We start from the raw sequence: 12,771 nt of genomic DNA, 5'->3' as shown, positions 1-12,771 counted from the left end.
TTGTACGCCGTCCGGAATCCGCCCCAGTGGCGGCCGTTGACGCGGATCGGCACGTCGATCTCGCGCATCATGACGGTGTTGCCGTTGCCCATGTCGCGGGCGTAGCTCTGGATCAGATAGGCGCGCTGATTGCGGCCGGCGGCCAGGCCCGCGGGATCGTTGAAGATGCGGCGGTTGCGGCTGTTGGCCGTGTTCCAGGCGACGTCGCCGGGACGCTGCGGATGCGAATAGACCTTGTTGTGCACCGGCAGGTAGCCGTTGCGGTCGATCGTCGCCGCGAACGCCATGCGCGAATCCCTGGCCAGGAAAGCCTCCTGGAACGGCGGCAGCGCGCGATCGGCCCAGTCCAGCACCCGGGTGCGGTACTGCAGCGGATTGGTGCCGGCGATCTCGACGTAATTCTCATCGAACATGTCGTCCATGGAGATGGCGCGGCTTCTGACGGCGTCGTCGAAAATCCTGGTCAGCGCGCGGCCGGCTTCGATGGCGCGGGTCACGGATTCGGTGTTTTCGTCCTGGATCGACCACAGTCTGTCTTCGATCTTTTCCTTCAGCGCGGCATCCGTTGCCGCGAATCGCGCCCGGGCGCCAACCTTCGAGTGGTCCCGGACACGGATCCTGCAGGCGCCGATGTCCTGCAGCGTGGCATCGAGGGTTACGTTCAAGGGCAGTTTTTCGGCGTCCGGTCCGCCGATCAGGATGCCGTCGATCGAGATCTCGTAGGCGGGTGCTGCGATCGTGCCGCGCGCCGTCTGAATTTCCATGGCCAGATTGCAGGGCAGCGCCTGGTCCTTGTGCTGGTCCTTGCGTTCGTCCTGGCGCAACAGCACCGCGCAACGCGATTTCAGCTTCTGCGCGAATAGGGTGACGGCCCTGCCGGCGCTGGCGACGCTTTCGCCATGGACCTCGGCCGCCTTCGTCACATGATCGATTTCGGCGGCGCTTTCGCCGACCGAGACGATGAAGTTCGATGCGCTGGCGGCGTTGTCGGATATCTCGCTGGTGGTTTCGGTCTGCTCCGCCACGGCGCCATTGACGATTTCGAATACCGGGCGGATCGCCTCGATCGCCTGGGAGATCCGGTGCACCGCATCGACCGAGCCCGCGGCATCCTTCTGCAGCGCGTCGATCTTCTTCGAAATTTCCTCTGTCGCGTTCTGGGTCTGCACCGCCAGCGCCTTGACCTCGGTGGCGACCACCGCGAAGCCGCGTCCGGCGGAACCGGCCCGCGCCGCCTCGATGGTGGAGTTGAGCGCCAGCAGCGTGGTTTGTCGCGCGATCTGCGCGATCAGATTGACGACATTGCCGATCGCGGCCGAGGACTCCCGCAGGCGGTCGACATTGAGGCTGGCTTCGCGGGCGGCGGCGCTGGCCTGATCGGCGAGCTTGCTGGCGTCGCGCACCTGCGAACCGATACCTTGCGCCGAATGGGTGAACTTGTCGGCGGCCAGCGAAAAGGTGGTCGCGTTGGACTGCGCGGCGCTGGTGCGCCCGGTCAGGGCATCGGTGCGCTGGCGAATGGTGGTCAGCGTCGCCGCGGTGGCCTCGGCGCCGCCGGCAACCGAATTGGCCGCGCGCTCGAGCTGCCGGATCATGCCGCCCAGTTCGAGTTCGAGCAGTTCGAGGATTTCCCTGGCCGAATCGCTCTCGGGAGCCTGGGGAGCATCGGCCGCAACGGCAAGGGAAGGCGATGCTGCCGCGATGGCAGCCACAGCAGGTTCCGGCAGCCGTTTTCGAAACAAACCGAATGCCATCGGCGTCTCTCGGGGAAATGAGGGCGACGACGAAATGTGACTGGCATTCTCGCATTCGGGCGTGAAATCATGGTTAACGATTGCCTGTTGCGCAGATAGCAACCACTACTGGTATATTGGAAACCCCGCTAAATCTTTGATTTCGGCGGTTTACCGGCCTATAACGCCGCGCCTTCCTCCCATTTCCCGGACGAATCCGAAAAGAGACCGCATGGCCGGACATTCCCAGTTCAAGAACATCATGCACCGCAAGGGCCGGCAGGATGCCCAGAAATCGAAGCTGTTCTCCAAGCTGGCGCGGGAAATCACCGTCGCCGCCAAGATGGGCGCGCCCGACCCCGCCATGAACGCGCGGCTGCGCGCCGCGATCATTTCCGCCCGGCAGGAGAACATGTCGAAAGACTCGATCGAGCGCGCAGTGAAGAAGGCGACCGGCAGCGAGGGCGAGAATTACGACGAGATCCGCTACGAGGGCTACGGTCCCGGCGGCGTCGCCGTGATCGTCGAGGCGCTGACCGACAACCGCAACCGCGCCGCCTCCGATATCCGCTCGTTCTTCACCAAGTCCGGCGGCAATCTCGGGGAAACCGGCTCGGTCGCCTTCATGTTCGACCGCACCGGCGTCATCGAATACGACGCCAGGGTCGGCTCCGACGACGCCATGCTGGAAGCCGCGATCGAGGCCGGCGCCGACGACGTCATCTCGAGCGAGAACGGCCACGAGATCTACGCCTCGCAGGAAACCTTTCGCGACGTGGCAAAGGCGCTGGAGGCGAAATTCGGCGAGGCCCGCAAGGCGGCGCTGACCTGGAAGCCGCAGAACACGGTGCCGGTCGACGACGAGACCGGCGAGAAGCTGCTGAAGCTGATCGACCTGTTGAACGAACATGACGACGTGCAGAACGTCTATGCCAATTTCGAGGTGTCGGACGCGCTGGTCGCCAGGATGGGCGGGTGATTCTTCTCCCTCTCCCGCTTGCGGGGGAGGGCCGGGGTGGGGGTGCTTCCGCAGGTGCCGGCGCTCGTTGAAGCATTCCCCCACCCGACGCGCCGCGCGCGTCGACCTCCCCCGCAAGCGGGAGAGGTAAGCATCGTCGTTTCGCTGGGTATGCCGCTCGTTCGGCTGTTTCGCCGATCCGTCTCCGGCGGTATCACTACCCCATGACACTTCCCCCGATTCGCCATCCCGTCCGTATCCTCGGCATCGATCCGGGCCTGCGCCGCACCGGTTGGGGCGTGATCGAGATCGATGGCAACCGGCTGACCTTCATCGGCTGCGGTTCGGTGGAGCCGCCGGACAGCCTGCCGCTGGCGCGCCGGCTGCTGGCGATCCATCAGGGGCTCGCCGCCGTGCTCGGCGACTTCCAGCCGCTGGAAGCCGCGGTCGAGCAGACCTTTGTGAACAAGGACGGCGTCGCCACCCTGAAACTCGGGCAGGCGCGCGGGGTTGCGATGCTGGCGCCGGCGATGTTCGGCATACCGGTCGCGGAATACGCCCCCAACCAGGTCAAGAAGACCGTGGTCGGCGCCGGCCATGCCGACAAGAACCAGATCCTGGTGATGCTGAAAATCCTGCTGCCGAAAGCCGAGCCGAAATCGGCCGATGCCGCCGATGCGCTGGCGATCGCCATCACGCATGCGCATCACCGCGGCAGCGCGGCGCTGCGGCTCAAGGTGGTCGGGGCATGATCGGCAAACTCAAGGGCCTGATCGACTCCTACGGCGAGGATTACGTCATCCTCGACGTCGGTGGTGTCGGCTACCAGGTGCATTGCTCGTCGCGGACGTTGCAGGCGCTGCCGTCGCCCGGCGAGGCGGCGGTGCTGTCGATCGAGACTTACGTGCGCGAGGACCAGATCAAACTTTTCGGTTTTCGCAGCGATACCGAGCGCGAATGGTTTCGCCTGCTGCAGACGGTACAGGGCGTCGGCGCCAAGGTGGCGCTGGCGGTGCTCTCGACCCTGCCGCCGTCCGATCTCGCCAATGCCATCGCGCTGCGCGACAAGGCGGCGGTGGCGCGCACACCGGGCGTCGGCCCGAAAGTCGCCGAGCGCATCGTCACCGAATTGAAGGACAAGGCGCCGGCCTTCGCCAATGTCGATCCGGCGCTGGTGCATCTGTCCGGCGCGATCGACAATGACCGCGCGCCGCGCCCGGTCACCGACGCGATCTCGGCGCTGGTCAATCTCGGCTACGGCCAGCCGCAGGCGGCGGCGGCGATTGCCTTTGCGTCGCGCAGTGCGGGCGAGGGGGCAGAGACCGCGCAGCTCATCAAACTGGGGCTGAAGGAATTGGCGAAGTGACCACGCCCTCCCGCATCGTTACCCCCGAGCGCCGCAGCGACGATGTCGGCGACACCGCGCTGCGTCCGCAGCTGTTGTCCGAATTCGTCGGCCAGGCCCAGGCGCGCGCCAATCTGTCGATCTTCATCGAGGCCGCGCGCAAGCGCGGCGAGGCGCTCGACCATGTGCTGTTCGTCGGGCCCCCCGGTCTCGGCAAGACCACGCTGGCGCAGATCGTGGCGCGCGAACTCGGCGTCGGGTTTCGCGCGACATCCGGACCTGTCATCGCCAAGGCCGGCGATCTCGCGGCTCTCCTGACCAATCTCGAAGAGCGCGACGTGCTGTTCATCGACGAAATCCACCGGCTCAGCCCCGCGGTCGAGGAAGTGCTGTATCCGGCAATGGAGGATTTTCAGCTCGACCTCATCATCGGCGAGGGGCCGGCGGCGCGCTCGGTCAAGATCGAACTGGCAAAATTCACGCTGGTCGGCGCCACCACGCGCGCGGGCCTGTTGACCAATCCGCTGCGCGATCGTTTCGGCATTCCGGTGCGGCTGAATTTCTACACCGTGGAAGAGCTGGAAAAGATCGTCACCCGCGGCGCCCGCGTGCTCAAGATAGGCATGACGCAAGACGGCGCCAACGAGATCGCGCGCCGTGCCCGCGGCACCCCGCGCATCGCCGGACGGCTGCTGCGCCGGGTGCGGGATTTCGCCTCCGCTGCCGACGCCGACCAGATCGACCGCAAAATCGCCGATCACGCGCTGAGCGCGCTCGAGGTCGATGCCGCCGGCCTCGACGCCATGGACCGCCGCTATCTCACCACTATCGCGATGAATTACGGCGGCGGCCCGGTCGGCGTCGAAACCATGGCCGCGGCGCTGTCGGAGCCGCGCGACGCCATCGAGGACATCATCGAGCCGTTTTTGATCCAGTGCGGCTACCTGCAACGCACCCCGCGCGGGCGGCTGTTGACCTCGCACGCGTTCACGCATCTCGGCCTCGCCGAGCCCACACGCGATCCGTCGCAGTTTGGGTTGTTCGGTGGCCCGGAAACCGACGAATGACGGCGGCGGTAGACTGCGGCCCTGCTGACATTCTGCACAAACCCACCTGAATTCGGCTGTAATGCCCCATCAGCATGAGGCTGCATCACGGTGAGCCCTCATGATTTCGCGTCGTCATTTCCTTCGTTTGGCTGGTGGCCTCGGCGCCACCGGCATTTCCACGGTTGCCTACGGATTTGGCGAGCCCGCGCTGCGGCTTCGCGTCAAGCGTTACGATATCCAGCCGCCGCGATGGCCGGCCGGTTTCAAGCTCAGGATCGCCGTCATCGCCGACCTGCACGCTTGCGATCCCTGGATGTCGCTGGAGCGGATCGAATCGATCGTCGAGCGCACCAATTCCCTCAACCCCGATATCACCGTGCTCTTGGGCGACTACGTCGCCGGGCATCGCAAGGTGACACGCTTCATTCCCTGCAGCGAATGGGCGCCGGTGCTGGCGGGGTTGCGAGCCCCGCTCGGCGTGCATGCGGTGCTCGGCAACCATGATTACTGGGATGACAAGGCGGTACAGCGCGACGGCAAGGGCGACACGATCGCAAGGCGGGCGCTCGAAGCCACGGGCATTCCGGTCTACGAAAACGAAGTGGTGCGGCTGAGCAAGGCCGGCCGGCCGTTCTGGATCGCGGGCCTCGGCGATCAACTGGCCTGGCTGCCGGCGCGACGCTTTCGTCCGGTCCGCCGGATCGGTGTCGATGACCTCTCGGCCACGCTCGCCAGGGTGACCGATGATGCGCCTGTCATTCTGCTGGCGCACGAGCCCGACGTCGCGCTGCGGGTGCCGGCGAGGGTCGCCTTGCAACTCTCCGGACATACCCATGGCGGCCAGGTCCGGCTGCTTGGCTGGTCGCCGGTGGCGCCGTCCGGAAGGAAACTCGCCTATGGCCACATCCGCGCCAACTGCGACGTCGTCGTCTCCGGCGGCCTCGGCTGCAGCATCATGCCGTTCCGCATCGGCGTGCCGCCGGAGATCGTGCTGGTGACGCTGGGCGGGGCGGGGGCGGCGGTTTCCTGACCTGCGCGACGCGCTCCTGCCTGTGAGATGGGGCATGGAAACTGGCATCAAATGATGATACATTTGATGTATCAGGAGGCGGTTACATGAGAACCACCATCGCGATCGACGACGAGTTGTTCGCCAAGGCGCAGGAATATGCCGGCGTCACTGAGAAGTCGGCCGTGATCAGGGAAGCCTTGAAAGCGTTCGTCGAGCGCGAAGCCGCGCGCCGCCTTGCCCGCATGGGAGGAACGCAGCCGGGCGCGAAAGCCCCGCCGCGACGACGCTTCAAGTGATGGTACTGGCCGATACCTCGATCTGGATAGATCATTTTCGGCGTGGCGATTTTCAACTGTTCGAGCTGCTCGAGCGCGGCGAAATCGTCATGCATCCGTTCATTATTGGAGAACTGGTACTGGGGCATGTGCCGAAAATCGCCGAGATGATCGATGATTTAGGCGGGCTTCCAAGAGCTATCGTGGCGAGTGCCGACGAAGTCCGGGGCTTCATCACCGACCGAAAGCTGCCGGGCTTGGGCATCGGATATGTCGATGCCCACCTGCTCGCCGCTGCCGCGTTGACCCCTGAAACGAGCATCTGGACGCGCGACAAGCGTTTGCTGGCTGCGGCTCAATCGCTGTCGCTTGCCGCTGAATTCCCGGAGTAGCACCGATGTATTCCCTCGACGGCGCGATCCGCGACGGCCGCCATCACATGCAGATCCGGGTCTATTACGAGGACACGGATTTTTCCGGCATCGTCTATCACGCCAGTTATCTGCGCTTCATGGAGCGCGGCCGCACCAATCATCTGCGGCTGATGGGCGCCGAACAGCACGCTTTGTATGCCGAGGCGCAGGCGGAGACGCCGGGCTTTGCCTTCGTGGTGCGCTCGATGCACATCGATTACCTGAAGCCCGCGCGCATGGATGACGTGCTCGACATCGTGACCTGGCCGTTACAGGTGAAGGGCGCCTCGATCACGCTGGCGCAGGAGGTGCGGTGCGGCGAGGCTATGCTGGTCAAGGCCGAGGTCCGCATCGCCTTCATCAGCGAGGGGCGGGCGCGGCCGATCCCGAAATCGCTGCGCACCCTGATGAAGGCCGATCTGGTCGAGGGTTGACCTCAAACATGACTATCTGCACCGATCGGTACAATCCCGGGCTTCGTTCAAAAGCCGGAGATGCCTCGATGTCTCGATAACGCGGCGGCCCCTGCCGCCGTTCACCCGCGAGACCGCCACCCTCTGTCGTCTGAAAGGATCGCGGCGTATAGTGCCTGCGGATCGCGCATCGCGGAACGGTTCGCAAGAGAAGGCAAACATGAAACATTCACTGACGCAAAAGCTGGCGGCGCCCGCATTTCTCCTGTTCTGCGTCGCATCGTCGAACGCGGCGGCGGCCACCGTCACCGTCAGCGGGCCCACGGCGCTGGCGCTGGCCGCGGTAGTGGCTCCGCACTCCTCGCTGCCGGCCTACGACAAGCGCATCATGGCGCGGCTGTTCGGCGGCGACAGTGTTTTCCTGATTGCCACCAAGGCCAGGTTTTCCGTCACCGCCGATACCATCCTGTGCCGGACCAGCAATGTCGATATCGCGGCGCGCTCCTGCGAACTGACTTTCAAGGTCAGAAAAAAGACGATTCGGGGGCGCGAGGCCAACGAACTGCATGCCACCGCCGCGACCGCCGGCGTGGTCGCGGAAGGCGCGGCCGGATCCAACGTCGCGAGCTTCTCGAAGCTCAATTGCACCATCGATGCCAGGGAAATCCGCCAGAAGGCCGGCGGTGGCGCGCAGTGTTCGCTGGAAACGGGGAAATAGATTCCGCTTCCGCGTCGCGTCAAATCACACGCGCAATGTGTTCCCTTGACGCTGGAAGCGCCTCGCGGGCGAAAATGCCGGCGGAGTGGAGCACCTCCTGCTGCGACAGATCGCCGAAGGAAAACTGCGAAATGAAATAACTGGCGCCTGCTTCTGCCGTCAAGGCCCTGACACGGTCGCGGATTGTGCCGGGTGACCCCGCAAGCGCGCCGCCGTTCCGGACCATGGTGTCGAAATCTTCCGGGATCCGTGCATAGCGCGGCTGGGTGCCGTGTGCGATCCAGAGCTTCATGAAGCTCGCGTAAAACACCGGCCATGCGCGGCGGCCGAGCTCCATCGCCGCGCGGTCGGTATCGGCGGCGATGACAAAACGGTTGATTCCGAGCAGCGGGATGTCATCCGCTGAATTTCCTGCCGCCGCCCATTCGGCGCGGTAGCGATCGGTGATCTCGCGAACCCGCGGCAGCGGCCCGCCGCATACGATGCTGATCCGGTTTTGCGCCGGCCACGCTGCACCCTCCGGCACCGGAACCGCGTACCAGAGTGGCGGATGCGGAAGCTGCGCCGGCGTCATTTCGATCGGCACGTTTTCAAAATTGTAGTGCTTGCCTTTGAAGTTGACTTGCCGCTGCGTCAGGGCCTGCATGATGATGGTGTAGGCCTCGACGTACATCTCCGGCGCGTGATCCGGATCGATGCCGTAATATTCGATCTCGTGTGGAGAGGCGCCGCGGCCGATGCCGATCTCGAGCCGGCCATTGCTGAGATGGTCGAGCATGCAGATCTCTTCCGCGAGCCGCAGCGGATGATGCGCCGGCAAGATATAGACCAGCGCGCCGAGGCGAAGGCGGCTGGTGCGCTGGGCAGCGGCGGCCAGAAATACGCTGGGCGATGGCGTGAGGTTGAGCGGCGTCGAATGGTGCTCGCTCATGTGGTAGGTGCGAAACCCGGCGGCGTCGTAGAATTCGATCAGTTTCAGACGGTTCTCATACTGTTCGCCAAGCGGATAGGGCCCGCGGTCGTTCTGATCGAATACGCCGAACTGCATTGCACCACCTGCCGATGTCATTTTATCAGTTCAACCCCGAGATGATCAGCCGCCGTCACTTGTCCTTCGTCGCGCGCTCGAGAAATTTCACCAGCGCGGCGCGGTCGGCTTCCGAACCGATGCGCTGCTCCGGCATCTTGGTGCCGGGCGTATAGGCCGCGGGCCCGACTTCGAACAATTTCGAAACCGTCTCCGGCGTCCAGACGATGTCGAGGCGCTTGAGGGCTTCGGAGAAACGATAGCCCGGCGCGGTGGCGATGCGACGGCCGAAAATGCCGGCCAGTGTCGGGCCCGCCCGGTTGGCCTGATCGGGCCCAAGGGTGTGGCAGGCGACGCAGGCGCGGTAGATTTCCGCGCCGCGGTCGCCGGCAAAGGCGGCCAGCGGATCGGCCGCCACTTCCACCAGCAGCGAATCGGCGGGCTCGCCGGTCACCGCGTCCCAGCGGCGGATGATGTTGTCGGCGCCGCCGGTCAGCAACGTGCGGCTGTCGGGCATAAACGCGACCGACCACACCGGCAGTCCCGGGCCGACCAGCGTGCGGGCCAGGGTGCGCGTCTTGCGATCGATCACCGCCACCGAGCCGCCGATGCCGGCGGCGGCCACGAAAGCACCGTCCGGCGAAATCGCCAGCGAGATCACCGGCCGCGGCCCGGCGACGACGTCGCCGGTGCGCGCCCCATTGCCGGTGAGAAAATAAACCCTGCCGTCGGCGCCGCCGGCCGCGATTTCGCCGTCGCCGCCGATCGCAACCGCGTTGAGCGGGCTCGGTATTGTCACGACGGTAGCGGCTGACGTGCCCGACAGCGGCCAGATCCGCACGGTCAGATCGTAGCTGACGCTGACCAGCGTGCGGCCGTCGGGCGAGAATGCCACGCCATTGACGTTCTGGGTATGGCCTGAGAGCGCGCGCGGTGCACCGCCTGCGAGCGGCCACAGCTGCACCGTGTGATCCCATGACGCCGAGGCCAGCATGGTGCCGTCGGGGGAGGCGGCCAGCGCCGCGATCGGCGCTTCATGGCCTGCCAGCACCGCGTCGGGCTCGGTCTTGCCGGCGGTCCAGATCGCGATGCGTCCGTCGGCGCCTGCGGTCGCCGCGCGTCCATCGCGCAGCAACACCACCGCGTTGACGGCGTCGGCATGGAAACGCAGCACCTGTTCGGCGGCATTGCGCGCCAGCGACCAGCGGATCGCGGTCGAATCGAAACTGCCGGTCAGCGCGATCTGACCGTCCGGCGAAATCGCCAGCGCCCGCACCGGCCCGCCATGGCCGCGCAACTGCGCTGCGGCAGGGCTCACCGCCAGGACTGCCAAGGCTGCAAAGACCAGCAAGGCGGCGCAGGTCAGAAATGCGAAGCGGGTTGTTGGACGGGGATGAGGCATTGGCGGCAATCGTTTCGTCGGTTGGTGCCGCCGTCAAGGGCCGTCGTCTGGTTCCGTCGGCGCATGCCCGGACTGCGCGTCAGCGCATGCCGGGTCTGTCGCGGTCAAGGCCCTTGGCGCCGAGATCGTCGAGATAGTCCTGGAACCGGCGCTCGGCGTGGACGCCGAGATCGCGCAGAAACGCCCAAGAGTAGATGCCGGTGGCGTGCATGTCGTCGAACACGAGCCGGACCGCGTAATTCCCGACGGGATCGACGGAGAGGATGGTCACGTTGCGCTTGCCGCCAACGGTCTTGCGTTCCGCTTCGGAATGGCCCTGCACTTCGGCCGACGGGCTGGTGACACGAAGCAACTCGGCGGAGAGTTCGAACGCCACGCCGTCGTCGAAGTTGACATGCAGCGAGCGGCGATCCCGGGTGAGCCGGATTTCGACCGGCCAGGCCGCGGAGGCGGCGGGTGAACTCAACGCCGCGATCAGCCCGGCACCATCAAATTATTGCCGGGGTCGCCGACCCTGGCGCCGCCGGTGGAGAAGGCGGCAGAACTCTGCTGCTGGATGCCGCCGAGAAATACCGCCGTGCCGACGGCGACGACCGCCGCGACCAGGAGGGCTGCAAGAAAGGCTTTCATGACACTACCCCAAAGAACTTGCCCAGATGATTGAATCGGACCGGCCGAATTATTCGGCCGGCATGGCTCGCGGGGTGGTTCCCGATGGTGCCTTGGCCTGCTCTTCCGCGACCCAGAGCGCGTGATGCTCCTTGGCCCAGTTCAGATCGACCTCGCCGGTGCCCATGGCGTCGAACGCGCCCTCCATCCCGAGCGAGCCGATATAGATGTGCGCCAGCATGGCGGCGATGAACAGCATGGCGATCACGGCATGGATCACGGTCCAGAACTGCAGCGTCGTCACATCGCCGGGAAGGTAGGGAAACAGCAGGTACCAGCCGGACACCGACATCAGCGCGCCGCCGATGATCACGATCCAGAAGATGCCCTTCTGCCCGGCATTGAAGCGCTTGGCCGGCGGGTGCTGGCCATTGGCCAGGATGCCGCCGCCCTGCTTGATCCATTGTAGGTCGAGTTTTCCCGGAATGTTGTCCTTGATCCAGATCAGGAACATGATGATGAGGCCGAGCATGAACGGAAACGCCAGGAAGTCGTGGGCGTATTTGGCCCAGGTCGACATTGCCGAGAAGGCGTTGGCGCCGAACAGCGGCAAGATCAGCCAGCGGCCGAACGAGATGTTGAGGCCGGACAGCGCCAGGATGATGAAGCAGCTGGCCGTCAGCCAGTGGGTGAAGCGCTCGAAGGCGGCGAACCGCAGGATCTTCCGGCCGGAGAAGCCTTGCTCGAGCCGAATTCGTCCACGCACCATCAGGAAGATCACCAGCACCGCCAGCATCCCAAGAATGGCGACGCCGCCGATGATCGGCAGCGTGTTGCGCTGGAAATCGCGCCAGTCGCGGCCGGCGGGCTGAATCAGGCTGGCGGACATCGCGTCGGGAATGCTGACACGGCCGCCGATATTGCCGCCCTCTTTCAGCGCATTCAGGAGCTTGTCCTCCTGCACGGCTTCGGCGGTGGGTTTGAAGGAAAGTTGGGCCGCGGCCGGATGGGCGACCACGAACAGCAGCGCCAGTGCGGCGCATAGCGCTTTGAGAGTTGAAAGTGAGCCTGGCATTTGCACAACGCCCTTTCGGTATCTTGAGTCAGGTGTCCGGGTTACGCGCGCCGCCGCGAAGGCGGCGCGATTTGCATCAGCCCGTCGGTGAATCGCTGTAGGCGGTTTTCCAGCCCCACATGCCCGAGCCGTAACCGCGCTTCATCACGCGCTCCTTGTAGATTTCGGCGATGATGGCGCCGTCGCCGGCCAGCAGCGACTTGGTCGAGCACATTTCGGCGCAAATCGGCAGCTTGCCCTCGGCCAGGCGGTTGGTGCCGTATTTGGCGTATTCGGCCGGTGTTGCGTCCGCCTCCGGACCGCCGGCGCAATAGGTGCACTTGTCCATCTTGCCGCGCGAGCCGAAGTTTCCGACCTTCGGATATTGCGGCGCGCCGAACGGGCAGGCGTAGAAGCAGTAGCCGCAGCCGATGCAGAGGTCCTTGGAGTGCAGCACCACGCCGTCGGCCGTGGTGTAGAAGCACGACACCGGACAGACGGCGGCGCAGGGCGCATCGGTGCAATGCATGCAGGCCATCGACACCGAGCGTTCGCCGGGCTTGCCGTCATTGATGGTAACGTCGCGACGGCGATTGATGCCCCACGGCACTTCATGTTCGTTCTTGCAGGAGGTCACGCAGGCGTTGCACTCGATGCAACGGTCGGCAACACAACGAAATTTGACGCGTCCCATGATCTATTCTCCCATCACGCCGATTGAAGTTGACACAATGTAACCTTGCCCTCGTGCATGGCGGTGACC

At 65.1% G+C, this 12,771-nt stretch carries 16 protein-coding genes; 9 read left to right on the top strand and 7 right to left on the bottom strand.

Annotation, left to right across the window (positions count from 1 at the left end):
- Nucleotides 1–1,754, bottom strand: a 1,754-nt coding sequence (locus tag Q8N40_RS07995) for a methyl-accepting chemotaxis protein (RefSeq protein ID WP_305711437.1), incomplete at its 3' end; no start/stop codon positions are given.
- 211 nt (nt 1,755–1,965) lie between these two features.
- Here Q8N40_RS07995 and Q8N40_RS07990 point away from each other — a divergent pair.
- The 9 genes from Q8N40_RS07990 to Q8N40_RS07950 all read left to right on the top strand — a co-directional run bounded on the left by Q8N40_RS07990 (nt 1,966) and on the right by Q8N40_RS07950 (nt 7,916).
- Nucleotides 1,966–2,712 (top strand): YebC/PmpR family DNA-binding transcriptional regulator, encoded by a 747-nt coding sequence (locus Q8N40_RS07990; protein WP_305711436.1) that lies wholly within the window; start codon nt 1,966–1,968, stop codon nt 2,710–2,712.
- 203 nt (nt 2,713–2,915) lie between these two features.
- The gene (ruvC, locus tag Q8N40_RS07985) at nt 2,916–3,443 is read left to right on the top strand and encodes a crossover junction endodeoxyribonuclease RuvC (protein WP_305320158.1); all 528 of its coding nucleotides are present in this window, start codon (nt 2,916–2,918) and stop codon (nt 3,441–3,443) included.
- Nucleotides 3,440–4,057: a Holliday junction branch migration protein RuvA gene (gene ruvA, locus Q8N40_RS07980; RefSeq protein ID WP_305711435.1), complete on the top strand. Its 618-nt coding sequence runs from the start codon at nt 3,440–3,442 to the stop codon at nt 4,055–4,057. The genes ruvC and ruvA overlap by 4 nt, the downstream gene beginning before the upstream one ends.
- Nucleotides 4,054–5,103, top strand: coding sequence for a Holliday junction branch migration DNA helicase RuvB (gene ruvB, locus Q8N40_RS07975; RefSeq protein WP_305711434.1), 1,050 nt, complete (start codon nt 4,054–4,056; stop codon nt 5,101–5,103). The genes ruvA and ruvB overlap by 4 nt, the downstream gene beginning before the upstream one ends.
- A 100-nt stretch (nt 5,104–5,203) precedes the next feature.
- On the top strand, nt 5,204–6,115 hold the full coding sequence (locus tag Q8N40_RS07970; protein WP_305711433.1) for a metallophosphoesterase: 912 nt from the start codon (nt 5,204–5,206) through the stop codon (nt 6,113–6,115).
- 86 nt (nt 6,116–6,201) lie between these two features.
- Nucleotides 6,202–6,393 (top strand): type II toxin-antitoxin system VapB family antitoxin, encoded by a 192-nt coding sequence (locus tag Q8N40_RS07965; protein ID WP_305320154.1) that lies wholly within the window; start codon nt 6,202–6,204, stop codon nt 6,391–6,393.
- A complete protein-coding gene (locus tag Q8N40_RS07960; protein WP_305320153.1) occupies nt 6,393–6,764 on the top strand; it encodes a type II toxin-antitoxin system VapC family toxin in 372 nt (123 codons plus the stop codon). Before Q8N40_RS07965 ends, Q8N40_RS07960 begins: the two co-directional genes overlap by 1 nt.
- Nucleotides 6,765–6,769: 5 nt before the next feature.
- Entirely contained in the window at nt 6,770–7,219 is a 450-nt protein-coding gene (ybgC, locus tag Q8N40_RS07955) for a tol-pal system-associated acyl-CoA thioesterase (protein WP_305711432.1), read from the top strand.
- 199 nt (nt 7,220–7,418) lie between these two features.
- Nucleotides 7,419–7,916: a hypothetical protein gene (locus Q8N40_RS07950; RefSeq protein WP_305320151.1), complete on the top strand. Its 498-nt coding sequence runs from the start codon at nt 7,419–7,421 to the stop codon at nt 7,914–7,916.
- A gap of 19 nt (nt 7,917–7,935) precedes the next feature.
- On the opposite strand, the gene Q8N40_RS07945 is transcribed toward Q8N40_RS07950, so the two are convergent.
- The 6 genes from Q8N40_RS07945 to fdh3B form a co-directional block, all read right to left on the bottom strand.
- Complete coding sequence (locus Q8N40_RS07945; protein WP_305711431.1) at nt 7,936–8,985, bottom strand: LLM class flavin-dependent oxidoreductase; 1,050 nt, start codon at nt 8,983–8,985, stop codon at nt 7,936–7,938.
- 34 nt (nt 8,986–9,019) lie between these two features.
- A complete protein-coding gene (locus Q8N40_RS07940) occupies nt 9,020–10,261 on the bottom strand; it encodes a c-type cytochrome (protein WP_305711430.1) in 1,242 nt (413 codons plus the stop codon).
- A 163-nt stretch (nt 10,262–10,424) separates the two neighbouring features.
- Nucleotides 10,425–10,811, bottom strand: coding sequence for a DUF971 domain-containing protein (locus tag Q8N40_RS07935; protein ID WP_305320148.1), 387 nt, complete (start codon nt 10,809–10,811; stop codon nt 10,425–10,427).
- Between the two features lie 8 nt (nt 10,812–10,819).
- Nucleotides 10,820–10,975: a hypothetical protein gene (locus Q8N40_RS07930; RefSeq protein WP_305711429.1), complete on the bottom strand. Its 156-nt coding sequence runs from the start codon at nt 10,973–10,975 to the stop codon at nt 10,820–10,822.
- A 49-nt stretch (nt 10,976–11,024) separates the two neighbouring features.
- Nucleotides 11,025–12,029 carry a formate dehydrogenase subunit gamma gene (locus tag Q8N40_RS07925; RefSeq protein ID WP_305320146.1) on the bottom strand — a complete coding sequence of 335 codons (1,005 nt, stop codon included), beginning with the start codon at nt 12,027–12,029 and terminating at the stop codon, nt 11,025–11,027.
- A 76-nt stretch (nt 12,030–12,105) separates the two neighbouring features.
- Nucleotides 12,106–12,702 (bottom strand): formate dehydrogenase FDH3 subunit beta, encoded by a 597-nt coding sequence (gene fdh3B / locus Q8N40_RS07920; protein WP_305711428.1) that lies wholly within the window; start codon nt 12,700–12,702, stop codon nt 12,106–12,108.
- Nucleotides 12,703–12,771: the final 69 nt, after the last annotated feature.

It is taken from the genome of Bradyrhizobium sp. (genome assembly GCF_030693485.1).
In the GTDB taxonomy this organism is placed as follows: domain Bacteria; phylum Pseudomonadota; class Alphaproteobacteria; order Rhizobiales; family Xanthobacteraceae; genus Bradyrhizobium.
The sequence above is the reverse complement of the archived record's forward strand: the minus strand, read 5'-3'. Positions and strand labels throughout refer to the sequence as shown.

Excerpts from the sequence above, each read along its gene's own strand:
- Q8N40_RS07990 (WP_305711436.1), top strand. The coding sequence starts at position 1,966 with ATGGCCGGACATTCCCAGTTCAAGAACATCATGCACCGCAAGGGCCGG.
- ruvC (WP_305320158.1), top strand. The coding sequence starts at position 2,916 with ATGACACTTCCCCCGATTCGCCATCCCGTCCGTATCCTCGGCATCGAT.
- ruvA (WP_305711435.1), top strand. The coding sequence starts at position 3,440 with ATGATCGGCAAACTCAAGGGCCTGATCGACTCCTACGGCGAGGATTAC.
- Q8N40_RS07970 (WP_305711433.1), top strand. The coding sequence starts at position 5,204 with ATGATTTCGCGTCGTCATTTCCTTCGTTTGGCTGGTGGCCTCGGCGCC.
- Q8N40_RS07965 (WP_305320154.1), top strand. The coding sequence starts at position 6,202 with ATGAGAACCACCATCGCGATCGACGACGAGTTGTTCGCCAAGGCGCAG.
- Q8N40_RS07960 (WP_305320153.1), top strand. The coding sequence starts at position 6,393 with ATGGTACTGGCCGATACCTCGATCTGGATAGATCATTTTCGGCGTGGC.
- ybgC (WP_305711432.1), top strand. The coding sequence starts at position 6,770 with ATGTATTCCCTCGACGGCGCGATCCGCGACGGCCGCCATCACATGCAG.
- Q8N40_RS07950 (WP_305320151.1), top strand. The coding sequence starts at position 7,419 with ATGAAACATTCACTGACGCAAAAGCTGGCGGCGCCCGCATTTCTCCTG.
- Q8N40_RS07945 (WP_305711431.1), bottom strand. The coding sequence starts at position 8,985 with ATGACATCGGCAGGTGGTGCAATGCAGTTCGGCGTATTCGATCAGAAC.
- Q8N40_RS07930 (WP_305711429.1), bottom strand. The coding sequence starts at position 10,975 with ATGAAAGCCTTTCTTGCAGCCCTCCTGGTCGCGGCGGTCGTCGCCGTC.
- Q8N40_RS07925 (WP_305320146.1), bottom strand. The coding sequence starts at position 12,029 with ATGCCAGGCTCACTTTCAACTCTCAAAGCGCTATGCGCCGCACTGGCG.
- fdh3B (WP_305711428.1), bottom strand. The coding sequence starts at position 12,702 with ATGGGACGCGTCAAATTTCGTTGTGTTGCCGACCGTTGCATCGAGTGC.